Below are 25306 nucleotides of genomic sequence, written 5' to 3' on the forward strand. Positions count from 1 at the left end.
GCCATTATCCTCGTAATCAAGCACATGTAAGTTTTCCTGTTTTGAATCCTTTACGAGCCTCATGCTGTAGGCTCAACACTTCATTTTGTATTCGGCGATAATCCCATTTTTCTTTATTTGCAACTCTCTCCAAAGCATCTAGTTTTGACTTCATCATTTCATTATATATTGCATGCTCTTTTGTCCAGCCACGATGAAGTCCCAAGTCTGGATTAGGATCTATTCCTTTTGCAACAGGAAGCCGCATCATATTTGATGCACCATTAATACTCATCCCTGATTGCACAAAAACAGGATGATTCCTAAGTGAGTAAGGAATTAAATGCTGACGTTGGTACCCTTGAGTGGTATCCATCCACGAAGGGAAGCGATCTAAACCCAGTGGATCCACCCAACCATAAGGATTAGGTGCGTACTGGTACAGGTTCATCCCACCACTCAGGCCAATCGGATCCTGTGTGGTGAATCTGCCGACCTCCGGCTCGTAGTAACGGAACAGATTATAGTGTAATCCACTTTCATCATCCTGATATTGCCCCGCATAGCGCAGCGGCTGGTCGTAGACAGCCTCTTTGCGGCGTTCCGCACCGGCAACCGTCTGGCCCTGCAACTTACCGAAAGTATCGTACTGCCCAGACCAGCGCAAATTGCCAGCGCCGTCGGTCACTTCCAGTGGTGCGCTGTTGAGATCGGTATGCAGCCAGTAGATGTCCGCTTGCGGGCTGCTGCCGGCCTGTTCTAGCGCCGCCAGCGGTGTCCATGGGCTGGCGGGATCGTAACTCCATGTCCGGCGCGTGCCGTTGTCGCGCTGCTCTTGCAGCAAGCGATACCCCTGCCACAGGAAACACGTGGTTTGTTCCGGTTTACCTTTGTAGCGCACCTGCTTACGGCTGCGACGGCCCAGCGCGTCGTAATGGTACTGCGCCTCAAACTCTCCCTGCGGGCCACGACCATGGGCCTGTATCAGCCGGTTGTCGGCATCGTAACGATAATGTTGTTCATACATCCCGTTGCGCCGACTGACCAGATTGCCCCAGGCGTCGTAACGGTAGAATAACTGCTGCCAGTGTGTCAGGCGGTTGCTGACGATGGAGGCCAGCGGTAAATACCTTTCGACGTCACTGTCCGGGCCTTTCTCACCCAACAAATTATCGGCGGCGTCATACACCAGCCGGTTACCTGGCTTGCCGAGGCTCTGCTCCCGGTGCTGCAACAGACGCCCTTCGGCATCATAACCGTAGTGTACCTCGCCGCGCAGCGCATCACTGACGCCCTCAATCTCACCCCGATCGGTATAACGGAATACCCGCCACAACACACCGTCTTCAGGTTTGGCTATCTGCCCATGGCTGAAGGTGCTGCTCTGCCAAGTTCTGCGCCCGAGCGCATCATACTGACGCTGTTGCTGCAACGCGCCCTGCGTGCGGCCGGTTTCCCGGTGCAGGCGGTCACGGGTGAATTCACTCACCAGCTGCTGGTTAAACTTTGCGGCACTGGCGTGGCCGGAGCCATAGTACAGCCACTGTAAACGATCCCCTTGCGGCAACGTCAGCGCCTGCAGGTTGGCCAGCGCATCCCACTGATAACGCAACTCACCGTTTACGCCCTGTTCCGTCAGCAGATTGCCGGCGGCATCGTATTGCAATTGCACGCAGTCGGTTTCAATACCCAACGCCGCGCCAACGGCTGTTGGCGTACGCGTCAGCGTATTCAGCCTGCCCGCAGCATCATAGCAATACTGCCATTGGGCGCAGTCATTCCCGCGCCAGACCAGTTGACCCGCTTCGTCATAACGGAATTGATGCAGGCGCTGAGCTGGAGATACCGAGGTATCCAGCGGCCCGGTTTCCCGATGCTCGGTCAGTTGGCCATCGGGGCCATAACGATAAAAGTGGTCGGTATTGTCTGGACGCCTCTCACCCATTATCCGGCCGACGGCATCGTGGCTGAAGTGATAGCTCCCACCGTTGCCGTTCTCAATGTTCGTCAACCAGCCCCGGTTATTGTAATGGTAGTGGCGCGTCCGGTTGATGCGGTCAGTGATGCTGACAGGTTGGCCAAGCAGGTTATACACCCAGCGGGTTTCGCTACCGAGCGAGTCCTGATGGCGAGCCAACTGGCCTTGCGCATTCCAGACGAACCGCTCTTCGCTGCCGTCCGGATGAAGCAACGCTTGCAGGCGACCGGCAGCATCCCAACGATATTGGGTCAGGTGGCCTTCCGCGTCGGTACGCTGTATCAACTGGCCGAGCACGTCATACGCATAGGCGGTGACGCTGCCGGAACAGTCGGTATAACGCGTCAACAGCCCCTGACTGTTCCAGTCAAGTCTCACCACGCCCCCCAGAGCGTCGGTGATGCGCACCGGCAAACTCTCTTCCGTATCAGGGTAGTCGTAGGAAGTTGTATTCTCCAGCGCATCAATCTGTCTGGTTAGCCGCCCCTGGGTATCCCAATGCTGAAACGTCTGGCTGCCGTCTGGGGAGGTCACAGAGAACAAGCGGCCGCTGTTGCGGGAATACTGGTAGGTCGTTTTACGGCCCAGCGGGTCGGTTTCACTCAGCAAGCGACCATAGTTATCCCATTCGCTGTATCTCTGAGCGCCGCCCGGCAATACCACGCCACACAACTCACCTCGCTCATAGATAAATGCCGATTTACGGCCGTCAAAATCCGTAAACTGCGCCACGTTGTTGTCGTCATCAAGTTGCCACAACGCCTGTTTACCGTCATCCCGCACAGCTCGCCGCACACCACCGACAAAATCGTAGTGCAACGTCAGTTCTTCGCCGGCACTGTGACGCCAGGCGCTGACCCGGGGTAATCCTTCAATCTCCTGCCACAGGTATTCATTGAGCAACCCATTTTGATCCTGATGGCTGGCCATCAGCCCATCACGCCAGCTAAAGCGCCGGCAGATTTCGCCGGAACCATTGGTCACTGTGATCAGTTGTCCTTCATCGTCGTAGCCGTAGCTGACCAACGGCCGTTCACCGTTTGGGGCATGCAGCAATACGCCGCTGAGGCGCAGCAGACCGTTAACGGTAGTCAAATAGCGGCAGGTTAAGCGCTGGCCGGCACTGTCGACCAACTCAATCAGTTGGCCGTGGTCATCATAAAACAGCGAAGTGGTGTTGCCGGTGGCATCGGTCAGCATAGATAACCGGCTCGGCTGTTCACCGTCCAGGCGCGGGTAGTGGTAGCTTTGCTCGCCAACATCGAACAGTTGCCAACTGCCGTCGGGGTTGTGCATCAGCCAGCATTTTTCGGCTTCGCAATAGGTTTTGTGACCACGGGGTACCATCGGGAAGGAAACATAATCACCGGACGGCGCGCGCCACACCAGGCCGTCCTGGTACGGCTGCAAACTGCTCTCCCAGAAAAGGTTCCAACCGCGACCCAATACGCTGTCACCGGGGTTGCCACTGCGCCAGTAACGTTGCCAGGCTACCGGCAGACGTGATGGCAACACAAAATCCAGTTCGTCATCGCCGGATAAAAACTTCTGGCCACTGATGATATCCACCGGGCGGGCAATGATGCCTGCGGCGGCCGTGGCGGTCATCAAGGTGCCAAAACGGCAGGCGATCCGCCCCAGTTTGTTGATGCCGGGCAGCTTGCTCAGCATTTTACCCAGTGCGCCCAATTTGCTTGCTGCACCGCCGACGCCACCGACCAAGCCGGCGAACAACAGCGTCAGGTCAGAGGCTTTGTACAGCCAGTCCGGCACTTCGGGTTTAATCGGCAATGTGGTGACGGTTCCACCACCGATCAACACATTGGGCGCCCCCTCCATCACCTGCGCGTCGCAGTTGGTTTTGTCACCCACGCGGGAAGCAGGCTGGTCGTTGATGCTGACTTTGTCGGAGCCCTGTGCCATCTGCATGCTCGGGCCGTCATCGCTGCAGGCGACCTGACTAAGGGTAGCGATTGCGGCAGGTTTACTGTTGATAAATACATTGGGGGAACCGGTAACGATCTTGCCTGTCGGCGACAGGCTGCCGGCACCGGCATCGGCAATGCCGTCTCGGGCTGCGGTGGCCGCCTCCCCGGTGAGATAACCCACCGCCAGGCTGGCACCAATCAGCAACACACCGACTCCGATACAGGATGCGGCCAGCCCGGCGACGAACAGGGCACCGGCCGCTACCGCTCCGGCGGCCGCGATCAGGCCACCGACTATTGTGCCGCCAATCATACCGGCCAGGGCATGGGAATGCCCGATGGTATCGCCGACGCGTGCCGCTTCACTCATAAATGTTCCTTATCGCTGACCACTTACGTCCGGTATCTGCTGATAGCTGTCCAAAACCTGGAGCAATAAGGTTTCATCTTGAGGAGCCAGTTTACGTGGTTGCGCAAGGGTAAATACCAGTACACGCCCATCCATCAGCGCGAACACCGCCTGTCGTTGCCAGATACGTTTGCCATCACGCAGATAGCTGGCGTGCACAGACTCCCCTGGCAAGCCATTGCGGCCTAAAGTCACAGACTCCCGCCCCTTCAGCACCCAGCCTTTCAGGCTGAGGGACAGGGTTTCAAGCTGACGCGTAATGTAACCGTTCAGGGTTTCATCAGGTTGCAATGCATCACGGGAAATATTTAGAGAGGGGGAGATATCATCACCGGCCAACAGCACGTTGACGGTGCGATCGCTGTAGCCTTCCGGCAGAGCAACGCTGCCTTCGGTAAAGGTACAACGGGAACAGTCAGGCATCACGCAGAATCCTTTTTCTTAACGAAGTCTTAAGCATTGCATAACAAAAGGACAAATGAAAATTCAAAATTAATCGGTATGATTAATTTTAATGGAGGGGGAGAGGATGAGGTTCCGCACTATGCCAGACGCGTCTGGGCATCGGAACCCCTCTGAATAATGCGTTTCAATGAAAGGAGATGGCAAACGCGACGCCGCCTATCAGCGTTTTTTCTTTTTATTGAAATCCAATTCGAAAGCAAACACTGCGCTCTGAATTTTTCTTTCCATTGCCAGGCCCAGATTCAAAAAACGGCACGACAGGCGCGAGAAGTGCACCATGTTGTCGTCATCACCGAGTTCGTGAGCTTCGTTGATCACCACCAGTTCCATATTGACCTTGAAACTGCCGTAGCTGCCCAGATCCAACAAGGCCTTTTTAAACTGGAAACCGGGCTGGAGGTTTTCCGGCAGTGGGCCGTCAACACGCAAACCAACGCCACCGGCAGACAGGTCGTGGATCCTCAACTGGTACTCACTGCCATCGGCATATTCGCCGCTGCAAAGAAACTCACGCCAGTGGGGCGTAGTGACACGAAATTGACGACGGCGCTGGATGTAAACCAGTTCTTTCGGTAATCGAGTTGAACAGGCGTTAACCCCTCGATGCTCGGTAAACTCGGCCTGACCTACGGAGAATTCGATCTTTGCGTCGTGGCTTTCAATTACAATGGTACATTCGCCATCGAGCGTTGTGTCCGCCCCATTGCTGCTGAACACAATATTATCCGGCCCGACGCTCAACAACAGACTTTGAAACTGCTGCTGATCGTTGATCACCTTCAGTGGCGTGCGCTGTTTACAAATTTCACGCAGTATCGCCAGTACCTCAAAACGCTCCTGTTTGATAAACAATCCGTAATCATTCTGCTCCACTCGTCGCTCCTGACTCTTCCCAATGACGCTTTACAGGTTCCTTACAGTTATCATCACTGGGAATATTCCTAAAGTCAAATTTGCCAGCGATGCCAGGCCTGTGGCAGCAGCCTGGCGAAGCGTTTGGCCCAGGCTTGCTGTCCCTGTTGGTCGGCGATTAAATCCTGACGGATCTCAATGCCAACGTAAGGCAGTTGGCGGCGTTCCGCATGCACCGGCAGGGTGTAATCCGTTGCGTCAGTCATGGCATAAGGCTCGTTGACACCGACCTGTAAATCCCCTTCCTCTCGCAGCAGCTCTGCCAGCAGTAACGCAAACTCCGGTTGACGGTTAAACAGCAGCCCCACCTGCCACGGCCGCTCGTTGCCTTTAAATACCGGCGTGAAGCTGTGCATAGCGATAACCGCCGTTGGCAACCCGCTGCGCTGCCGCTCATCCAGATGGTCGGTTATTGCCTGATGATAAGGCCTGAAAATGGCGTGTTCGCGTGCCTGAGCATGATTATCATCAATGCCGATATTTCCGGGAATCGGTGTCAATTCCGACAGCGGCGGGATAGAACTATTGATGCCAGGCGTGCGGTTACAGTCAATCACCAAACGTGAGTAACGCTGATGAATCAACGTACTGTCCAACTGGCGGCCAAGATGGCGTGAAACCTTTAATGCGCCGATATCCCAGCCGATATGACGGTCGATTTCTCCGGGCGGCAGGCCGAGGTCGCCCAACTGCCGGGGTATCGCCCGGCCGGCGTGATCGCAAAGCAATAAAAAGGGCGCGACACCGTTGGGCGTTTCAATCGCCACGGCGGCGGGATCTTCAGCGGATAACAAAGACGAGACGAACGACTGTGGCATGAACAACTCCGGTGGCGAAACAAAGCCTTATCTTAGGCTATACCCCACCACCGTTGCCAAGTTTCGGGTTAGATCAAAAAAGCATGAAGCGCATGCCAATTACTCTATACAGGCGTCCTGTGGTTGATGCACCGCAATATAACGCTGGAACCGCGCCGGTTTAAGCCGGGAAAGATCGACCAGTACCAAGCCATCAATACAGTTGTTGAAGGCAGGATCGGTACCGAAATCAATAAACTGCACCCCGCCAGGCTCACACAACTCGGTATATTGTTTATACAGCGTGGGTATCGAACAGCCGATGTTGCTCAGCAGGCTTTTCAGCCTGACCAGATCTTCCTGATAGTTATCGCCGGAAAACTGTGCCAATACCTGCGGCAACGAAGCAGGATAAGGCTTACGAGACTGCGCCAGGGCATGATTAGGCGAGAAGTACAGTCGGTAGAAGGCAATCAACAGATCACGCGCCGTCACCGGCATGCCGCCAGAGATGGAAACCGGGCCAAACAGATAGCGGTACTGCGGATATTTTGCCAGGTAAGCGCCAATCCCCAGCCACAGGTAATCCAGACCGCGTTTACCCCAATAGGCCGGCTGAATAAAGCTACGCCCCAGTTCGATGCCCTGCGCCAAAATCGGTGCCATATCGCGGTCATAATGGAAAAGGCTGTTGCTGTAGATGCTTTCCAGGCCCTTCTGTTCCAACTGCTCGGCCGTCGGAATAAAGCGGTAAGCACCCACAATCTCCAGCTCATCTGCATCCCACAGCACCAGGTGGTAATAGTCGTCGTCATAGCTGTCCAAATCACGACGGCGACCGGAACCTTCGCCCACAGCGCGGAAGGCAATCTCACGCAGGCGACCAAGTTCGCGCAAAATAGGCGCTCGCGCCTCACCCTGACGGCGATACAGGAAAATAATTTTCCCGTCCGGCGTCACCCCAAGACGCTCACAGTTTGCCAGCGCCTTCTTCAGTTCCAACCGATCCTCTGGTAAGGCGATGGGTGACTCACTGGAAAACAGTCCTTCTTTGCCCTGACCCAGACGGTAGACGTGACGGCGGAAACGCTCGGCCAAATCTTTGGCGCTGGTGTGGCCATCGTGCCAACTGCTAAACGGAATACGGCCGCCCACGCGGATTTTGATACGACCGCCCTGCTGCTGGAACATTTCCCGTACCAGTAAGAGTGTGGACAGCGGTCGGTAAACCAGCGAGGTGAAATAGAACAGGTTGCTGTTACGCGCACTGATGTGGATCGGCACGATTGGCGCTCGGGCCTTGGCCGCCAGCCGCAAGAAGCCGGTATGCCAATGGCCGTCACGAATGCCTTTCGGGCTCATCCGCGACACCTCTCCGGCGGGAAACAGGATCAGGGCACCCTGCTTATTCAACTGGGCCTGCATGCCTTCAATTTGCTTGCGGTTGGTCTTGTTACCGACGTTGTCCACTGGCACAAACAGATTGCGCAACGGTTCTATATAGGTCAACAGTTGACTGGCGACCACTTTGACATCCGGGCGCACTGCCGCCACGGCACGCAGCAGCACCAGTCCGTCCAGCGAGCCAATCGGGTGGTTGGCTACCAGCACCACCGGCCCCTGGCTCGGAATATTTTCCAGGTCGCCATCGACCAACTCACAGCTGAGGTTAAAGTAGTCCACCACCTGCTCTATCAAATCCAGTCCCTTCAGGTGTGGATAGTCGGCGGCAAATTGTTTGAATTCTTTTTCGAAGAGTAAAGTTCTCAGCAGGCTACGCTGCCAGGCAGGGGTCTTGCGGTGCGGAAATGCATCATGCAAAAGAGAGTCCAAGCTAAACATCGCGTTATCTCCTGGCTTAGTCGCTGCAAACTTAAGCCAGCGCTATGACCCTAACATGTCAGAAACATGACAGAAAAATGAAATCCCTCAACTATCAGGTATAGCAAATTATTGAAAATTTGGTGACGAAGTGACCCCTATCGCCACCAACGCCACATTTTATGCCACCGAAATTAAACTTTCGATGCGCTGATTCACCACTTCCCGTAACCGCAATAGCGGCTCCGCCTGATGTGGATAACGTTTAAAAGTGATGTTCATCCCCAACTGTTGTTCAATCAAAGCCTCTACCGTCGCGCGGTCAGTCAGGCTTTCCAGCAACTGTAAGGCTCGCATGTCCTGCAGTCCCTGGTGCAGTACCCTCAATCGCAGGGACTCCACCGGCGTCAGATTCTCACCGGGATAGACCACGAAAGCATCGCCGGAGGGAAAGGCATTGCGACAATCCGTCACCGCGTAGGGGTTGAGCCGCTCCCGCGAATGGCCGCTGTTATAGAAATTGAAGCCCCAATGCAGAAAGCCGGTGATGTGGTACAGATAAAGTTGGATGCCCAAAATTCGGTTGCGCGCCGAAGGCTGGGCGAAGAAGCGGTTGGCCACCTCGGTTTTTTGTACGCAGCAGTAGTAGGCCCACAGGCCTGGCACCCGATTTTCAATAAATGGCTCGATATGATCGGTGGCAGCCACCGGCGTTTCCACCAGCCCCTGCTGGTAAAATGCATAATCAGATAGCGCATCAAAAGTATGAAAACCGACCAGCAGTGGGCGCAAGGCGGCGCTGGCACGCTGATAAACGGCGATGTTCTCCAGCGTCGGCTCGTCAGAGAGATGAAACCACACTCGCTGTTGCAACTGCCGCTCGCGGAACCAGCCGGTCAACGCCGGCAACAGCGCCTGCAAAAACTGTTGATACTCCTGCGCGTGGGCGTCAGTGTGCCAACCGAACAACGGGCAAAGTGCGCCCTCGATCTCCACCAGAATTTTTGGCGCATGCGCCGCTCCCCACTGGGTGAACAACGGGGCAATCTCAAAATGTTCAATCCCCTCTTCCTGCGCCATATCCACCCACTGGGCCAGCCGCTGGAAATCAAACCGATAACCCTGCGCGGAACGCTGTACGCCAATCAACTGTACCGTGGTGCGCTCGCCGCCGACGGCGGTATCCAGCGGTGGCGTGAAGATCGGCGTCAGCAGCATGTTGACTCCACTGTTGACCGCACAGCGAACAAAGTTGCGCACCGCCAGCCAGTATTCGGGACTGAACACCGGCACGCGGTAATAATCCGCCAGACAATCGGTATGCATCCATTCGGTGTGCAACAGGGTTTGCGGCGGCAGTTCGACCGGGACAATATGTAGCGTCAGGGCGGCGCTGGCCAGGGCTTCGCCGCTACTAACATCAAACAAGATCAGGTTCAGCGGGTAATCCCCGCCTGCCACAGGCGTCGACGGCGGTGTATAGGTCAGCCAAAGGCAGCCGTAATAATTGTTGGCGACAAAGAAACGCCAATCGACCAGGGGCATCAGCGGATCGGGAAATAACCCCGGTTCGGTGCGCAGATAGTTCTCGTCGGTCTCGGCATAACAGGGGAAGTGGCTGGGTACCGATTGCACCTGCCGCACGCTGATATACTCTGCCAGTGATCCCTCAAGACGGTAGCTTAATTCACGTCGAGTTTCGTTATCTGCCCGGTGAAGGCAATAAACCCCCTGCCAGGAAATCATTTCATTGCTCAGGCCAATCAACTTATTTATTTGATCAATCTGCGGCGAATTATGGCTGTGGAATATCTTTTCCAGACAATGGGTAAAGGTCAATGAAAGACGCATAGGGTGAGATCTCTTTTATTGGTAAATACCGGCGAGTGATTTTCAGGCTAAACCCTTTTATCGATGTAAACAATAGAGTCCAATCAAAAATCGGCAATACGCTGTGACAAAGGCTGCCCTATACGTTTTTTTTGTTTATTTGCATCACAAAAATGAAAGATAATCCGGCATGCACAATAAAAATGTTTTTAATCCCCATTATGGTGCAAGGGTTATCATTTATTCCTATGCCCCCAGCAGCCCGGAGTTGCTGGACGGCAGGGCCAAAACCGGCCCAGCAGGTTAACAAATTGTGAACAAGGAACGCTTTCGCTTTAGGCTTCAACCCTTTCGATTTTAACAATAACGAAACATTCCTGCCCCTTTTTTGGGCAGATCGGGGCGTATTGACACATTGAAAGTTAAGGGATAGAAAGAATTCACGTTACGAAAATATTTATTCGTCGTTCACCGAGGGGAAAGCAATGTCACCGATAAAAAATACCGGCCGTTTTCTGGTGCATTCTGCCATTGCGACGGCATTATTATTGCCGACCATGTTATATGCCGCAGATCAAATAACTTTGCGCTATGCCGTATGGGACAGGAATCAATTACCGGCCGAGCAGGAAATCGCCAAGCGCTTTGAAAAAGAAAACCCAAACATTAAAATAGCCATAGAATTAACGCCGTCGGCACAATACTTCGTTAAATTGGATTCCGCCGCAGCCGGAGGCGTAGCGCCAGATATATTCTGGATAAATATGCCTTATTTTGTTCAATATGCCAAAAACGGCATTATGCAACCTTTAACACCTTATATTAGCGGCAGCAGCGTCAAGCTAAATGACGTGGTCGCCAGTTCGGTAAAAGCCTATCAGTATGACGGCCAACAGATGGCCATCCCGCGCGACGTTGACTCGATCGCCGTGTGGTACAACAAAAAACTGTTCGACCAGGCCGGCGTCAGCTACCCGACCAGCGATTGGAGCTGGGATGATCTGAAAAACAAAGCCACCGCGCTGAAAACCGGCTTGAAAGGCAGTGCCTTCCCGCTGGTGATGGATCTGAGCATTGACGGTCAGGACAGCTATATGAACCTGCTGATCCAGAGCGGCAACCACATAGTCCCGAAAGACGGTCAACCCACCGACATCGCTAACGATAAATCCATCTGGGTCTATCAACAGCTGCAATCCATGATGAAAGATGGCTTGATGCCAAGCGCCCAACAGATGAGCGAAGTCAAAACCGAAAACATCTTCCAGTCCAACCGCGCGGCGATGGTGTATGCCGGTTCATGGTTGGCGGCTCCCTTCGCCAACAATCCGCTGATCAACGATCACATCGGCGTGGTCATGATGCCGAAAATCGAGCGCCAGTCCGGCGTGGCACACAGCCTGGCCTTTGCCATGTCCGCCAACAGTGCCCACAAGCAGGAAGCTTGGAAATACATCGAGTTTATGAGCTCCGAAACCTCGCAAACCGAGTTGGCAAAAGCGGTGATCCCGGCCAACAAACTGGCGGCCAAAGCCTGGGCGGCGGAGATCAAGAAGGTCGATGTTACGCCTTATATCGACACCCTCAACGTGACCGAAGCCTACCCCACGGCCGGTACCAATACGCCGAAATGGCAAAACATGTGGATTGCCAGCCTGAAGAAAATCTTTATGGGCGCAGACGCCAAAGCCGAGATGGACAAATCGGTCAAGAAGATCGAACGCGTGATGGAGCAGTAATCACCCCGAGCCGGTAGCGCCTGCCCGAAGGCGCACCGGCTGCGGAATACCGCAGAGCAGTTACCGGTGAGGAAAGGCAACATGTCGCTGGCAGAAACAACCAGGGTCCCCCTACAACAAAAAAGTGTCCCACGCCCGGTACTCAACCGCCTGGAGCGCGCCGAGCGTTTTTGGGGTTGGGTGATGATTTTACCGCTGTTGATTGGGTTGACGGTGTTTTACTTCATCCCTTTTTTGCAGAACATCTTTTACAGCTTTACCGACCTCAATCAGTTTATGCGCTGGAGCACCCTCAGCGTCGATAACTACGTCAATCTGTTTGAAGATGACGATTTCTACACCGCCGCCGGCAACACCCTGTTCTATGTGGTGGTGTGTGTACCGGTCAGCCTGAGCCTGTCGCTACTGCTGGCCATTGGCCTCAACCAAAATATCCGTGGCAAGGCGCTGTTGCGCACCCTGCTGTTCTTGCCGGCAGTCACCATGCCTGCCGCAGTGGCGATGGTCTGGCAATGGTTGTTCAACAAGGATTTCGGTCTGATCAACCAGGCGATTGGCCTGCTGGGGATTTCGCCGGTGGCCTGGCTGTCCGATCCGGACGTGGTGCGCATCAGCGTTTCCATCATCATTATCTGGTCGTCGCTGGCATTGAAGATCATCATTTTGCTGGCCGGGCTACAAAGTATTCCACGTCAACTGTATGAGGCAGCCGACATTGACGGTATCAGCACCCTGCGCCGCTTCTTTTGCATCACCCTGCCGATGATGGTGCCAACGCTGTTCTTCGTTTCGGTGATGAGCTTTATCGAGATCCTGCAAATATTCGACGTGGTGTTCCTGATGTTCGACCGCGCGCTGGTGGAAAGCGACGTGATGACCGTCACCAACCTGTTCTACAAGTATGCCTTTTACCTGCAGGAGAAAGGTTACGCCTCCGCCATCACCGTGGTGCTGTTCGCCGTCACCCTGCTGATCACCCTGATTCAAATGATGATTGGCAAACGCCTGAAAGTCAGCTGAGGAGCCGCGACGATGAGCATAAGTAAAAGAACGCTGGTGTATCTGTTTATGGTGTTGGCGGCGTTGGCTTCGGTCGTGCCGTTTATCTGGATGCTGGTCACCTCGCTGAAAACTCAGGCCGAGAGTATCCAGATCCCGCTGACGCTGCTGCCGGGCCACCCCAGCCTGCAGGCCTACGGTAAGATCATGCGCGAAATCCCCTTTGCCGATTTTTACCTGAACTCGCTGTTGGCCACTTTTTTCACCGTTACCCTGCAAATGGTGATCGCCACCATGGCCGCCTACGGTTTCTCGCGACTGCATTTTCGCGGCCGTGATGCGGTGTTTCTGGTGTGCATTTCCATCCTGATGGTGCCCGGGCAAGCCTTTTTGATCCCGCAATTTTTGGTGGTGCAAAAGTTGGGGCTGGTGAACAGCATCACCGGGCTGGTGTTGCCGGGCATCTTCAGTATTTATGCCACCTTCCTGCTGCGCCAGTTCTTCCTGGCGGTGCCAAAAGAGATGGAAGAAGCGGCGCTGATCGACGGCTACAGCTACTTCGCTATCTTCTGGCGCATCATGCTGCCGCTGATCCGTCCCGGCATTATCGCCTGCATCATCATCAACGGTCTGTGGAGCTGGAACAACCTGATGTGGCCGCTGATCGTCAACACCACCACCGAGAAACTGACGCTGCCGGTCGGGTTGGCATCGCTATCGAGCCGTGCCGGGGTGGAATACCCGCTGCTGATGGCCGGTGCACTGATGGCGGTGATCCCGATGCTGATGCTGTTCATTCTTTTCCAACGCTACTTCATCCAGGGCATCGCCAGCGCTGGGGTAAAAGGCTAACCGCGTACACAAGGTAAATAATATGGCCGGTATACAGTTAAACAGTGTGAAGAAAGTTTATCCCAACGGATTCAATGCATTGCACGGGATCGATCTGGATATTAAAGACGGCGAGTTTATGGTGTTTGTCGGGCCATCAGGCTGCGCCAAATCCACCCTGCTGCGGATGATCGCCGGACTGGAGAGCGTCAGTGAAGGTCAGATATTAATCCATGACCGCTGCGTCAACGACACTATGCCGAAAGATCGCGGCATCGCTATGGTGTTCCAGAACTACGCGCTGTATCCGCACATGACGGTCTACAAAAACATGGCGTTTGGCCTGATCGGCAAGGAAAGCAAAGCCGAAATTGACCGCCGGGTGCGGGATGCAGCCGAAAAACTGGAAATCACCAATCTGCTGCAGCGCAAACCAGGCCAGTTATCCGGTGGCCAGTGCCAGCGCGTAGCGGTCGGCCGCGCCATTGTGCGCAAGCCCAAGGTGTTTCTGTTCGATGAACCGCTGTCCAACCTTGATGCCAAGCTGCGGGTCTCGATGCGCGTTCAACTGATTGAACTGCACAACCAACTCAAGCAGGAAGGTGCTGCCGCCACCATGGTCTACGTCACCCACGATCAGGTAGAGGCAATGACCATGGGCGATCGCATCTGCGTGATGAACCGGGGTGCCATTATGCAGGTGGATAAACCGATCAATCTCTACCATCAACCGGCCAACCGCTTTGTCGCCGAATTTATCGGCAGCCCGTCGATGAACCTGCACGATATGGCGATTACCCGCAACACGCAGGGTATCGGGCTACGCATTGGCGACGAACATCCACTGGAACTACCGGCGACGCTGCAAGAGCAGTTGGAAAATTACCCGCACCCACGCGTGTGCCTTGGCATTCGCCCGGAGTCCCTGCGGCTGTGTGCGCCCGGCAGCAATAACTGCTTCCCGGCGAAGATTGTCACCATCGAACGCATGGGCAATGAAGAGTTGCTGCACTGCGAACTGGCTGGACTGCGCTTTGTTTTGCGCATGGCGTCGCAGCCCGACTGGGAACCACGGCTGGGGGAACAGATCCACCTGGCTTTCGATCTGTCCCGTGCCCACCTGTTCGACCAGATCAGCGGCCAAAACCTCAAATAATTAGATCGGAGAATCTGCAATGTCGTCAGCTCAACAAAATGGTTTTGCCGGTCGCCCGGTTCGGGTATTGGTGATTGGTGCCGGGGCACGTGGAGAAATTTATTCGCGCTACGCGTTGGCACACCCGGATTTAATGCAGGTTGTGGCGGTAGCCGAGCCGCGCGATGTCTACCGTCAGCAATTTGTCGAACAGCATGCCATCGCGGCAGATAAGGTGTTCACCGACTGGCGGCAGGCCGCCGAAACCGGCAAATTGGCCGATGCCGTGCTGATCTGCACCCAGGATACTTTGCACCTCGAACCGGCACTGGCCTTCGCCAAACAGGGTTATGCCATGCTGCTGGAAAAACCGCTGTCGCCGGACGCCAGTGAATGCCGCATCATCGTCGAGGAAGTGGTACGCCAGAAGCTGATTTTCTCTGTCGGCCACGTACTGCGCTATACGCGCTATACACAAAAGCTGAAACAGCTGCTGCGCAATAACGTGATTGGCGACATCGTCAGCCTGCAGCATCTGGAACCGGTGGGCTACTGGCACCAGGCTCACTCTTTCGTCCGCGGCAACTGGCGCAACGACGGCGAAGCCGCCTTTATGCTGCTGCAGAAGTCCTGTCACGACATCGACTGGATCCGCTACATCATGGAATTACCGTGCGAGCAGATCAGCTCATTCGGTGGCCTACGCCATTTTCGCCAGGAAAATCAACCGGCCGGAGCAGCGGATAACTGCCTGGACTGCGCGGTGGAAGCCAGTTGCCCCTACTCTGCCAAACGCATCTACCTGGGAGACGACCACAAGGCGACACCGGGCTTCCTGCGGGTGCTAACCCCAGAAGTCAGCCAGCCGCATCTACAGGCAGCGTTGCGTTACGGTCAATATGGCCGCTGCGTCTATCGTTGCGACAATAACGTGGTCGATCATCAGGTGGTCAACATGCAATTTGCCGGTGGCCGCACTGCTTCATTCACCATGACCGCCTTTACCCGATTGGAAGATCGTCAGACTCGCATTTTCGGCAGTCATGGCTGTCTCGAGGGAGACGGACGCCACATTCGCATTACCTCATTCGTCGACGACAGTGAAAAGGTCTACGACGTCGATGAGGCAGAAGATCTGCACGCCATGTCCGGCCACGGCGGTGGCGATTACTATCTGATGCAGCATTTTATCGACGCCATTCGCACCAACGATCCTTCACAGGTGCTGTCCGGCCCGGCAGAAACGCTGGAAAGCCACCTGATGGTGTTTGCGGCGGAACGCGCACGCCGCGAGTCTGCGGTGATCACCCTGAGTGGAGCCTGAAAACGTGGAAATATCACAAATACGCTACGGTTTCGATATCGGTGGCACCAAGATCGAGATGGCGGCCTACGACCGGCAGTTCAAACAGGTACTGTGCCAGCGGATCAGCACCCCCACCGGCGATTACCGCGAGTTCTTGTCCTGCCTCCATCAATTGGTCGACAGTGCCGACAACCAATTGCACACCCGGGGCAGTATCGGCATCGGTTTACCGGGCGTGACGGATCCACGCAGCCGCCGGCAATTGGCGGTTAACGTCCCCTGCCTCACCGGCCACTGTCTGGCTGACGATTTGGCACAAGAGTTGGCGCGACCGGTTGAAATTGAAAATGACTGCCGCTGCTTTGCCCTTTCCGAGGCCAGTACACCGCAAACCGAGCATCTGGCGTTGGTGTTCGGCGCCATTATCGGCACCGGGGCCGGCGGGGGCCTGGTGATGAACAAGCAGCTGCATAAGGGCCGCAATGGGCTGGCCGGAGAATGGGGACACACGCCGATCTCCGCCCAGTTGGCGCAGCGCTACGACTTACCGTTATTCACCTGCAATTGCGGGCTGACTGGCTGTTTTGAACGCTACGTTTCCGGCAGCGGTCTGCTGGCATTAAGCCGCCATTTCGGCCATCACGCCGACCACGTACCGGCGTTGATCGCCAGTTATCGACAGGGCGACCCGCTGGCGCTGCGGCTGATGGCCATGTACGTCGATATTCTGGCCAGCGCACTGGCCAGCCTGCAACTGTTGTTGGATGTAGATGCTTTCGTACTGGGTGGCGGGCTGTCCAACATTGGCGAACTGTATTCACTGCTGCCCCCAGCCATGAGCCATTGGTTGTTACCCGGAACCGAACCGGCAGCAATCTACCCACCGGTGCATGGCGACAGCAGCGGTGTACGAGGAGCTGCGTTATTACGCCCAAATTGGCAATAAAAAATAGTGCAAAGATCACCAGGAAAAAATCAGTGGCGCAGCTTTCATCCTGCTTTTGACAAATTAACCCAGGCGGCAAGTTGTCGCCTGATAAATAACGGATTACGGCTTTTCACTTTATTCCCTGGTCGCTTTCGGTTGGGAGCCAACCGAAAGAAAACAACAACATAAACATTTGATAAATATATATTTTAATAAAATAACCGATTGCATTTCACTGTTTCGTTTGCTGTAATTCGCCACGAACAACTGAAAGCACTCCTGCCAGATTAACTGCGACGCATTGCGCCGCGGCCGGGTATGGCTACAGCTAAATCAGGAGTCACGCGTTAATGATCAATACCCTAAAAAGACGGGAATTAATTATCGACCAGCTTTGTCGCGAAGGCTCAGTGCGCGTCGAGCAACTCAGTGCCCAGTTTTCGGTTTCCAGCGTCACTATCCGCAGCGACCTGCGCCAACTGGAAAAAAACGGCTGTGCAGTCCGTGCCTATGGCGGCGCGATGCTCAATAAACAGTTCGCCTTCGATCGCCCGTTACAGGACAAGGGACGTCTCAATCGCGACGTGAAATACGCCATTGCCTGCGCGGCTGCGGGACTGGTCAACGACGGTGATGCCATCATTCTCGACTCCGGCTCGACCACCAGCCAAATGGCGCAGCAACTGGTCGGTAAAAAGGATCTGGTGGTGATGACCAATGCGTTGAATATCGCTTTCGAACTGGCCAATAACGAACAGGTTGATCTGATGGTGGTTGGCGGCAGCGTACGACGTAAATCCTGGTCACTGTATGGCCCGGTCGCCGAGCAGCACATGCGTCAGTTCCGCTTCGACAAGCTGTTTCTCGGCGTCGACGGTTTTGATTTGCAAAGCGGCATCACCACGCCGGATCCCGGTGAAGCACAACTCAACCGTGCCATGTGCGACGTAGCGCGTGAAGTGATCGCCGTAGCGGACGCCAGCAAATTCGGGCGCACCAGCTTTTGCATGATCCGTGAAATCGGCCAAATCCAGCGTTTGGTCACCGACAGCCGCATCCCGGAAAGCTACCTGCATGCGCTGAACCATTTAGGGGTCGACGTGATTATCGCCGACCGTTAACCGCGGTTTTTAAGGAGTTTCAACATGAACGGTTATTTTGCTTACGATGCGGGCTGGCTGGAACAACGACATGCACTGCATACCGCACGTGAGATCTGGCAGCAGCCGGACTTATGGGCCGCCCTGCACCGGCAATTGCAGGAGCAACAAACGCTGTGGCAGCCTTTCCTGGCCCCATTGCTGGCTAATCCGCGCCTGCAGATTGTGCTGTGCGGCGCAGGCAGCTCTGCCTTCGCCGGCCGTGCATTGGCCCCCTGGCTGCGTGAGAAAACCGGCCGTGACGTAGTGGCCTACGGCACCACCGATATTGTCGCCAACCCGCACCAATATCTCGACCTCACTCGCCCTACGCTGCTGGTGTCTTTCGCTCGCTCCGGCAACAGCCCGGAAAGCGTGGCGACGGTGGAACTGGCCGATCAATTGCTGCCGGAAAGCTATCACCTGATGCTGGTATGCAACCCGGACAGCCAGTTGGCGCAATATGCCCACCAACGCGATAACGTCTGTTCGCTTGTGATGCCACAGGGTTCCAACGATCAAAGCTTCGCCATGACCTCCAGCTTTAGCTGCATGATGATGTCCGCCGCGTTGTTGCTCGGCCCCTATTCTCTCGCCGAAGCCCAACGGCCACTGACGGCAATGGTAGCGCGCTGCCATGAGCTGCGTGACAGTCTGCAACCTCAGGTGAAGGCGTTGGCGGCCAACGGTTTCCGGCGTTATATCACACTGGGTGGTAGCTGTTTTACCGGTCTGGCGGAAGAGGCTTCGCTGAAGATGCTGGAGCTGACGGCCGGGCAGATTGTCACCCGCTACGACTCGCCGCTCGGCCTGCGTCATGGGCCAAAATTTATGGTCGATAACCAAACGCTGGTACTGCTGATGTTCTCCAGCGGCGGTTATGCCCGTCAGTACGATCGCGATCTGTGGAACGAGCTGCAACGCGACGGCCTGGCAATGCAGATGGTCGGCCTGACTGGCAGTACTCAGGCGCTGTGCGAACAAATGCTGAACCTGCACCACGCCGAAGATGACGTCTGGTTGTTGTTCCCTTACCTGTTATTCACCCAGATGCTGGCATTTGAAAGTTCGCTGGCACTTGGCCTGACGCCGGATAATCCGTGCCCGACCGGTGAAGTTAACCGGGTGGTGAAAGGCGTTACCATTTACCGTTACCCGTCTTCTGTGGCGTGAGGAGTCTCTATGTACCTGATATCCAACCGCGAAATGCTGTTAAAAGCGCAGCGCCAGGGTTATGCCGTGCCGGCGTTCAACGTCCATAATCTGGAAACCGTACAGGTGGTGGCAGAAACCGCCGCCGAACTGGGCTCACCGGTGATTATGGCGGGTACGCCCGGCACCTTTAGCTATGCCGGCACCGACTATTTGATCGGCATCTGCCAGGCCGCCGCCCATCGTTACGATCTACCATTGGCGCTGCACCTGGACCATCACGAAGAAATGGATGACATCGAATATAAAGTCAAAAGCGGTATCCGCTCGGTGATGATCGACGGTTCACACCTGCCATTCGCGCAAAATATTGCCAAGGTTGCCGAGGCCGTGGCGCTGTGCCACCGCTACGGTGCCAGCGTGGAGGCGGAACTGGGCCGGCTCGGCGGCCAGGAGGATGACCTGATTGTCGATTCTACCGACAGCTTCTTTACCGATCCGGCCGCCGCACGAGAATTTGTTAACGCGACCGGTATCGATTCACTGGCAGTGGCGATTGGTTCCGCCCACGGACTGTACCACGGCGAACCCAAACTGGATTTTGAACGTCTGGCGCTAATCCGCGAACAGGTCGATATTCCGCTGGTACTGCACGGCGCTTCCGGTATTCCTGAAGCCATGGTCAAACGCGCCATTTCACTGGGCGTTTGCAAGGTCAACGTGGCTACCGAGCTAAAAATCGCCTTTGCCGATGCGGTAAAAAGCTATTTCTCTCAGCACCCGGACGCTAACGACCCGCGCAAGTATATCGTGCCCGGAAAACTGGCGATGAAAGAAGTGGTAGCCGAGAAAATCCGCATCTGTGGCAGCAGTGGCATGCTGTAACTCAGGATAAAGCACCAGACCTGGCCGCCATTTCAGACTCAACTGCGGCCATAACCATTTTTTTAACGTGACGTAGTTCACAGTATATCCGCTACATTCGCCGGCTAATCATTAAGCCACCGTCACCATGATCTAAATCATAGTTTTTTCCCTCTCCCTCTCTATTATCAAGTCTTTCGGCAATAAAAATTAAGAATAGTATATAAACCATTTAACACGGACATTCGGAAAACTTTCGAGTATAGATATCCGCCACACAGGTGTTTAAAGTTTGTTTAATTGGAAATACTTATTTTATCACTTCATTTAAAAAGGGAATTAATAATGTTCTACTCTCTCATGGCATTGGCTCTTTTGGCTTTCCTCCCCGCCCCCCTGCAGGCAGTACAGGGCGGGACGATCCATTTCACCGGGAAGATAGCCGCCCCCACCTGTGAAATAAGCCACAATAATGGAAAACTCATCTCATCCTGTTACCGTGAAATCAGTGATGAAACCTTTGGCTTTATCACAAGGCCTTTAGAGATGATGTCATCAGAATTAGTTTCCTCCGCAACTACCGAACTCGTTAATAATAACTCATCACTTAAGAGAGTGACCGTAAGTTATAATTAACCACGAAATCACATTCTTGAAAGCAGATAATAAGTGTTAATATAGCCAAGAAGAAATACAGTGTTATTTTATCAATCCGCAGATTCATTAATGGTGTTCATCCCGAGCTGAACGAAACATACCTTGAGATGGGGCGAACTTTCTTATCGCCCCATCTTCATGTCCGGAATCCGCCATCGCTCCCCCGCATTTCGTGTAATAATCCCCTCATCAAACGAAAGGAGTAATCATATGCAAACTTTTTTTATTGACCGTATGGCGACACCAGTAGGTGAACTGGTACTGATTGCCGATGAACAGGACCGGTTACGCGCTATCGACTGGACTGAGCATGAAGTACGCCTGATGAAACTGCTGAATACCCACTACCGTGCCGATCGCTTCCAACTGGTAGACACATCCAACCCTGGCGGTCTGACCGATGCCATGCAGCGCTATTTTTCAGGTGAACTGGATGTTATTGACCAATTGCCGGTGATGACTGCCGGTACCGAATTCCAACGTAGCGTGTGGCAGCAACTACGCCAGATCCCTTGTGGGGAGATCATTACCTATGGCGAACTCGCAAAACGCATAGGTCGCCCGACGGCCTCACGCGCGGTCGGTATGGCCAACGGCTCCAACCCCATCAGCATCGTGGTGCCCTGTCACCGGGTGATTGGCTCGCAAGGCGCCTTGACCGGCTATGCCGGCGGGGTTCAGCGCAAACAGTGGCTGTTAAAGCATGAAGGCTATTTGCAGAACGAATAGCTTTAATCGCAAATCGCACCGCAGCCGGGACATCGCAAAACACCCCAACTGCGGTAAGCGTTACACATTGATATAACTACCAAAGAAATAAAACATTTCAGGAAACCACAGAATATACTGCGGTATGGTTGCGTGTAATTCGCACAGAATTCCCCCGTTGTTATTAATGCTACCCTTATCACCTGCCGCAAAAGATGTTAAAATTGACGCATATCAATTATTGAATGAGCGTAATCTATGATCCCGGAAAAACGCGTGATTCGTCGTATCCAGTCTGGTGGTTGTGCGATCCATTGTCAGGATTGCAGTATCAGCCAACTGTGTATTCCTTTTACCCTTAATGCTCATGAGTTGGACCAGCTCGACAACATTATCGAAAGGAAAAAACCTATCCAGAAGGGCCAGACCCTGTTCAAGGCTGGCGATGAACTGAAATCGCTGTACGCTATCCGCTCCGGGACCATCAAAAGTTATACCATCACCGAGCAAGGCGATGAGCAGATCACCGGTTTTCACTTGGCGGGCGATCTGGTCGGTTTTGATGCCATTGGCGGCCTGAAGCATCCAAGTTTCGCCCAGGCGCTGGAAACCTCCATGGTGTGCGAGATCCCGTTCGAAACTCTGGATGACCTGTCCGGTAAAATGCCTAACCTGCGCCAGCAAATCATGCGTCTGATGAGCGGCGAGATTAAAGGCGATCAGGACATGATCCTGCTGTTGTCGAAGAAAAATGCCGAAGAGCGCCTGGCCGCCTTCGTCTATAACCTGTCGCGCCGTTTTGCAGAACGCGGTTTCTCACCACGTGAGTTCCGCCTGACCATGACTCGTGGCGACATCGGCAACTACCTTGGCCTGACGGTAGAAACCATCAGCCGTCTGCTGGGCCGCTTCCAGAAAAGCGAAATCCTCAGCGTTAAAGGCAAATACATCACTATCGAAAACGTCGACGCCCTGTCGGTGCTGGCCGGTACGCCACGCATTAACGTGACCGTAAACGCCTGATCCCAAGCTGGGTTAGTAATTCAACAGAATTATTGACCCGGCACATCTCTGCTGCTGTTCTGTTTTTCAATGTTGGGTTACTCTGTAAATTGACAGACTGTTTGATTTTCAGCTGTAAGGAGGCCCTATGGCGAAGTATCAGAATCTTCTGGTGGCTATTGACCCCAACCAGGATGACCAGCCGGCGCTGCGCCGGGCGGTGTACCTGATTAAACGAAATGGCGGGCGCATTAAGGCCTTCCTCCCTATTTACGACTTCTCTTACGAGATGACGACCTTGCTCTCCCCGGATGAAAGGACGGCGATGCGACAAGGCGTTATCAGCCAACGTGCCGCATGGATCAACGAGCAATGCCGTTTTTACCTCGACGAAGGCGTTCCTATTGAAATCAAAGTGGTTTGGCATAACCGCCCTTATGAAGCGATTATTCTGGAAGTGATCGCCGGCAAGCACGACCTGCTGCTAAAAATGGCCCATCAACACGACCGCCTCGAATCCGTTATTTTCACCCCAACCGATTGGCATCTGTTACGAAAATGCCCTTGCCCGGTGTGGATGGTCAAAGACCAACCCTGGCAGGAAGGCAGCAAAGCGGTGGTGGCGGTCAATCTTGCCAGCGAAGAACCTTACCATGACCCATTGAACATCAAGCTGGTGCAGGAAACCGTTGAACTAGCGCAAAACGTCAACCAAACTGAAGTTCACCTGGTTGGTGCCTACCCCGTTACCCCCATCAATATTGCTATCGAACTACCGGACTTTGACCCCAGCGTCTACAACGACGCCATTCGCGGGCAGCACCTGATCGCCATGAAGGCGTTAAGGCAAAAGTTCTGCATTAAAGAAGAATTTACCCACGTTGAAAAAGGCCTGCCCGAAGAAGTAATCCCCGATTTGGCCGAGCACTTGCAAGCGGGTGTGGTGGTATTGGGCACGCTCGGTCGTACCGGCATTTCGGCAGCGTTTATCGGCAACACGGCAGAACATGTGATCGACCATCTGAAATGTGACCTACTGGTGATTAAGCCCGAAAACTTCAATTGCCCGATCGAAGCCGACGAAGACGATGAGCATGACGACGAGGATTGATGATTGACGCATAAAAAAACGGGCCAAAAAGGCCCGTCAGACTGATGACAAAACTCATTCCTGTCCAGAACGAGTAGATGCCGATAAATAAAAATCAGGAAAATCAATTTATTGATTTTCGGCTGCTCACCACAAAGCAGGAAAAACCACGTTTTTTCCTGCTTTGTCAGCAACCTAACGGGCCAAAAAGGCCCGTTTTTATTTCTTAGCATTACGCCTGCAACGCACGCAGTATCGCTTCCACACTCTCTTTGGCATCGCCAAACAGCATCTGGGTGTTCTCTTTAAAGAACAGCGGGTTCTGCACGCCAGCATAGCCGGTATTCATTGAACGCTTAAAGGCAACGACGTTCTGCGCTTTCCACACTTCCAGCACTGGCATTCCGGCGATTGGGCTGCGCGGATCTTCCAGTGCAGCCGGGTTCACCGTATCGTTGGCACCGATCACCAGAACGGTGTCGGTATCCGCGAAATCGTCATTGATTTCGTCCATCTCCAGCACCACGTCATATGGCACCTTGGCTTCGGCCAGCAACACGTTCATGTGGCCCGGTAGACGCCCGGCAACCGGATGAATGCCGAAACGCACCTTGATGCCACGAGCGCGCAGTTTCTCGGTGATTTCTGCCACCGGATACTGCGCCTGCGCTACCGCCATGCCGTAGCCTGGGGCGATGATCACCGAAGTGGAGTTCTTCAACTGCTCAGCAACTTCTTCCGCGGTGGTTTCGCGATATTCGCCCATTTCTTCCGCATTACCGGTCGAAGATCCATCGGTACCGAAGCCACCGGCGATCACACTGATAAACGAACGGTTCATCGCCTTACACATAATGTAAGACAGGATGGCCCCCGAAGAACCCACCAACGCACCGGTCACGATCAGCAGATCGTTGCTCAACATAAAGCCTGCTGCCGCTGCCGCCCAACCCGAATAGGAGTTGAGCATCGACACCACTACCGGCATATCGGCACCGCCGATGGAGGCCACCAGATGCCAACCAAACGCCAGCGCGATAACGGTCATCAGCACCAGCGCCACTGTCTGCCAACCCACGCTGTCGGCGCGAACAAACACCACCAGCAGCAGGAAGGAGACTACCAGTGCCGCCAAGTTCATTTTGTGACGATTTGGCAGTGCCAGCGGTTTGGAAGAGATGATGCCACGCAGCTTGCCGAACGCGACAATCGAACCGGTAAAGGTGACCGCACCGATAAAGATGCCGAGGAACACTTCGGTCAGATGGATATTCTCCATCACCGGCTCCATTGGCGCACCGTGATCCAGGTAACTGTTTAACCCCACCAGCACCGCTGCCAGGCCAACAAAGCTGTGCAGCACCGCCACCAGCTCTGGCATTTCGGTCATTTCGACCTTTTTCGCCAGGTAAACCCCGATGGAGCCCCCGATAATCATCGCGATGATGATCCAGCCCACGTTGCCGGAATCCGGTCCGAGGATGGTTGCGATCAGCGCAATGGCCATCCCGGCAACGCCAAACAGATTGCCCCGCTTTGACGTTTCGTGACGCGACAGGCCAGCCAGACTACAGATAAACAGGATAGCGGCAACAATGTATGCAGCTGTAACTAATCCTCCAGACATATGCTACCCC

At 54.4% G+C, this 25306-nt stretch carries 20 protein-coding genes; 13 read left to right on the forward strand and 7 right to left on the reverse strand.

What is annotated here, in order from left to right; all coding sequences use genetic code 11:
* Positions 1-16 precede the first annotated feature (16 nt).
* From ACUTQ5_RS13115 to ACUTQ5_RS13140, 6 genes are all read right to left on the reverse strand, one after another.
* A complete protein-coding gene (locus tag ACUTQ5_RS13115; protein ID WP_445651603.1) occupies positions 17-4255 on the reverse strand; it encodes an RHS repeat-associated core domain-containing protein in 4239 nt (1412 codons plus the stop codon).
* A 9-nt stretch (positions 4256-4264) separates the two neighbouring features.
* Positions 4265-4717 carry a DcrB-related protein gene (locus ACUTQ5_RS13120; RefSeq protein WP_445651604.1) on the reverse strand — a complete coding sequence of 151 codons (453 nt, stop codon included), beginning with the start codon at positions 4715-4717 and terminating at the stop codon, positions 4265-4267.
* A 201-nt stretch (positions 4718-4918) separates the two neighbouring features.
* The gene (locus ACUTQ5_RS13125; protein ID WP_445651605.1) at positions 4919-5632 is read right to left on the reverse strand and encodes a flagellar brake protein; all 714 of its coding nucleotides are present in this window, start codon (positions 5630-5632) and stop codon (positions 4919-4921) included.
* Positions 5633-5706: 74 nt separating this feature from the next.
* A complete protein-coding gene (locus tag ACUTQ5_RS13130) occupies positions 5707-6489 on the reverse strand; it encodes an N-formylglutamate amidohydrolase (RefSeq protein WP_445651606.1) in 783 nt (260 codons plus the stop codon).
* A 99-nt stretch (positions 6490-6588) separates the two neighbouring features.
* A complete protein-coding gene (olsF, locus tag ACUTQ5_RS13135; RefSeq protein ID WP_445651607.1) occupies positions 6589-8310 on the reverse strand; it encodes an ornithine lipid synthase OlsF in 1722 nt (573 codons plus the stop codon).
* A 159-nt stretch (positions 8311-8469) separates the two neighbouring features.
* The gene (locus ACUTQ5_RS13140; protein WP_445651608.1) at positions 8470-10140 is read right to left on the reverse strand and encodes a DUF4091 domain-containing protein; all 1671 of its coding nucleotides are present in this window, start codon (positions 10138-10140) and stop codon (positions 8470-8472) included.
* A 464-nt stretch (positions 10141-10604) separates the two neighbouring features.
* Between ACUTQ5_RS13140 and ACUTQ5_RS13145 the strand changes: the two genes are divergently transcribed.
* The 13 genes from ACUTQ5_RS13145 (at position 10605) to uspE (ending at position 23690) form a co-directional block, all read left to right on the forward strand.
* Positions 10605-11858: an ABC transporter substrate-binding protein gene (locus ACUTQ5_RS13145; RefSeq protein WP_445651609.1), complete on the forward strand. Its 1254-nt coding sequence runs from the start codon at positions 10605-10607 to the stop codon at positions 11856-11858.
* A gap of 81 nt (positions 11859-11939) precedes the next feature.
* On the forward strand, positions 11940-12878 hold the full coding sequence (locus ACUTQ5_RS13150) for a carbohydrate ABC transporter permease (protein ID WP_445651610.1): 939 nt from the start codon (positions 11940-11942) through the stop codon (positions 12876-12878).
* Between the two features lie 12 nt (positions 12879-12890).
* Complete coding sequence (locus ACUTQ5_RS13155; RefSeq protein WP_445651611.1) at positions 12891-13709, forward strand: carbohydrate ABC transporter permease; 819 nt, start codon at positions 12891-12893, stop codon at positions 13707-13709.
* Between the two features lie 22 nt (positions 13710-13731).
* Positions 13732-14844, forward strand: coding sequence for an ABC transporter ATP-binding protein (locus ACUTQ5_RS13160; protein WP_445651612.1), 1113 nt, complete (start codon positions 13732-13734; stop codon positions 14842-14844).
* A 19-nt stretch (positions 14845-14863) separates the two neighbouring features.
* Positions 14864-16147: a Gfo/Idh/MocA family protein gene (locus tag ACUTQ5_RS13165; protein WP_445651613.1), complete on the forward strand. Its 1284-nt coding sequence runs from the start codon at positions 14864-14866 to the stop codon at positions 16145-16147.
* Between the two features lie 19 nt (positions 16148-16166).
* Positions 16167-17075 carry an ROK family protein gene (locus tag ACUTQ5_RS13170; RefSeq protein WP_445651687.1) on the forward strand — a complete coding sequence of 303 codons (909 nt, stop codon included), beginning with the start codon at positions 16167-16169 and terminating at the stop codon, positions 17073-17075.
* A gap of 332 nt (positions 17076-17407) precedes the next feature.
* On the forward strand, positions 17408-18178 hold the full coding sequence (gene agaR, locus ACUTQ5_RS13175; protein ID WP_445651614.1) for a transcriptional repressor AgaR: 771 nt from the start codon (positions 17408-17410) through the stop codon (positions 18176-18178).
* Positions 18179-18202: 24 nt separating this feature from the next.
* The gene (locus tag ACUTQ5_RS13180; protein WP_445651615.1) at positions 18203-19369 is read left to right on the forward strand and encodes an SIS domain-containing protein; all 1167 of its coding nucleotides are present in this window, start codon (positions 18203-18205) and stop codon (positions 19367-19369) included.
* 9 nt (positions 19370-19378) lie between these two features.
* Positions 19379-20233 carry a tagatose bisphosphate family class II aldolase gene (locus ACUTQ5_RS13185; protein ID WP_445651616.1) on the forward strand — a complete coding sequence of 285 codons (855 nt, stop codon included), beginning with the start codon at positions 19379-19381 and terminating at the stop codon, positions 20231-20233.
* A 324-nt stretch (positions 20234-20557) separates the two neighbouring features.
* Complete coding sequence (locus ACUTQ5_RS13190) at positions 20558-20848, forward strand: hypothetical protein (RefSeq protein ID WP_445651617.1); 291 nt, start codon at positions 20558-20560, stop codon at positions 20846-20848.
* A gap of 231 nt (positions 20849-21079) precedes the next feature.
* Positions 21080-21598, forward strand: coding sequence for a methylated-DNA--[protein]-cysteine S-methyltransferase (ogt, locus tag ACUTQ5_RS13195; RefSeq protein ID WP_445651618.1), 519 nt, complete (start codon positions 21080-21082; stop codon positions 21596-21598).
* A gap of 237 nt (positions 21599-21835) precedes the next feature.
* Complete coding sequence (locus ACUTQ5_RS13200; protein ID WP_012145310.1) at positions 21836-22600, forward strand: FNR family transcription factor; 765 nt, start codon at positions 21836-21838, stop codon at positions 22598-22600.
* Positions 22601-22727: 127 nt separating this feature from the next.
* The gene (gene uspE, locus ACUTQ5_RS13205) at positions 22728-23690 is read left to right on the forward strand and encodes a universal stress protein UspE (RefSeq protein ID WP_445651619.1); all 963 of its coding nucleotides are present in this window, start codon (positions 22728-22730) and stop codon (positions 23688-23690) included.
* 211 nt (positions 23691-23901) lie between these two features.
* Here uspE and pntB read toward each other — a convergent pair whose 3' ends face one another.
* The gene (gene pntB, locus ACUTQ5_RS13210) at positions 23902-25296 is read right to left on the reverse strand and encodes a Re/Si-specific NAD(P)(+) transhydrogenase subunit beta (RefSeq protein WP_445651620.1); all 1395 of its coding nucleotides are present in this window, start codon (positions 25294-25296) and stop codon (positions 23902-23904) included.
* Positions 25297-25306 lie beyond the last annotated feature (10 nt).

The sequence above is a fragment of the Serratia sp. NA_112.1 genome (genome assembly GCF_052691715.1).

Bases quoted from the DNA above. Each gene is read 5' to 3' on its own strand.
- ACUTQ5_RS13115 (WP_445651603.1), bottom strand. From the start codon at position 4,255: ATGAGTGAAGCGGCACGCGTCGGCGATACCATCGGGCATTCCCATGCC.
- ACUTQ5_RS13120 (WP_445651604.1), bottom strand. From the start codon at position 4,717: ATGCCTGACTGTTCCCGTTGTACCTTTACCGAAGGCAGCGTTGCTCTG.
- ACUTQ5_RS13130 (WP_445651606.1), bottom strand. From the start codon at position 6,489: ATGCCACAGTCGTTCGTCTCGTCTTTGTTATCCGCTGAAGATCCCGCC.
- olsF (WP_445651607.1), bottom strand. From the start codon at position 8,310: ATGTTTAGCTTGGACTCTCTTTTGCATGATGCATTTCCGCACCGCAAG.
- ACUTQ5_RS13140 (WP_445651608.1), bottom strand. From the start codon at position 10,140: ATGCGTCTTTCATTGACCTTTACCCATTGTCTGGAAAAGATATTCCAC.
- ACUTQ5_RS13145 (WP_445651609.1), top strand. From the start codon at position 10,605: ATGTCACCGATAAAAAATACCGGCCGTTTTCTGGTGCATTCTGCCATT.
- ACUTQ5_RS13150 (WP_445651610.1), top strand. From the start codon at position 11,940: ATGTCGCTGGCAGAAACAACCAGGGTCCCCCTACAACAAAAAAGTGTC.
- ACUTQ5_RS13155 (WP_445651611.1), top strand. From the start codon at position 12,891: ATGAGCATAAGTAAAAGAACGCTGGTGTATCTGTTTATGGTGTTGGCG.
- ACUTQ5_RS13160 (WP_445651612.1), top strand. From the start codon at position 13,732: ATGGCCGGTATACAGTTAAACAGTGTGAAGAAAGTTTATCCCAACGGA.
- ACUTQ5_RS13165 (WP_445651613.1), top strand. From the start codon at position 14,864: ATGTCGTCAGCTCAACAAAATGGTTTTGCCGGTCGCCCGGTTCGGGTA.
- agaR (WP_445651614.1), top strand. From the start codon at position 17,408: ATGATCAATACCCTAAAAAGACGGGAATTAATTATCGACCAGCTTTGT.
- ACUTQ5_RS13180 (WP_445651615.1), top strand. From the start codon at position 18,203: ATGAACGGTTATTTTGCTTACGATGCGGGCTGGCTGGAACAACGACAT.
- ACUTQ5_RS13185 (WP_445651616.1), top strand. From the start codon at position 19,379: ATGTACCTGATATCCAACCGCGAAATGCTGTTAAAAGCGCAGCGCCAG.
- ACUTQ5_RS13190 (WP_445651617.1), top strand. From the start codon at position 20,558: ATGTTCTACTCTCTCATGGCATTGGCTCTTTTGGCTTTCCTCCCCGCC.
- ogt (WP_445651618.1), top strand. From the start codon at position 21,080: ATGCAAACTTTTTTTATTGACCGTATGGCGACACCAGTAGGTGAACTG.
- ACUTQ5_RS13200 (WP_012145310.1), top strand. From the start codon at position 21,836: ATGATCCCGGAAAAACGCGTGATTCGTCGTATCCAGTCTGGTGGTTGT.
- uspE (WP_445651619.1), top strand. From the start codon at position 22,728: ATGGCGAAGTATCAGAATCTTCTGGTGGCTATTGACCCCAACCAGGAT.
- pntB (WP_445651620.1), bottom strand. From the start codon at position 25,296: ATGTCTGGAGGATTAGTTACAGCTGCATACATTGTTGCCGCTATCCTG.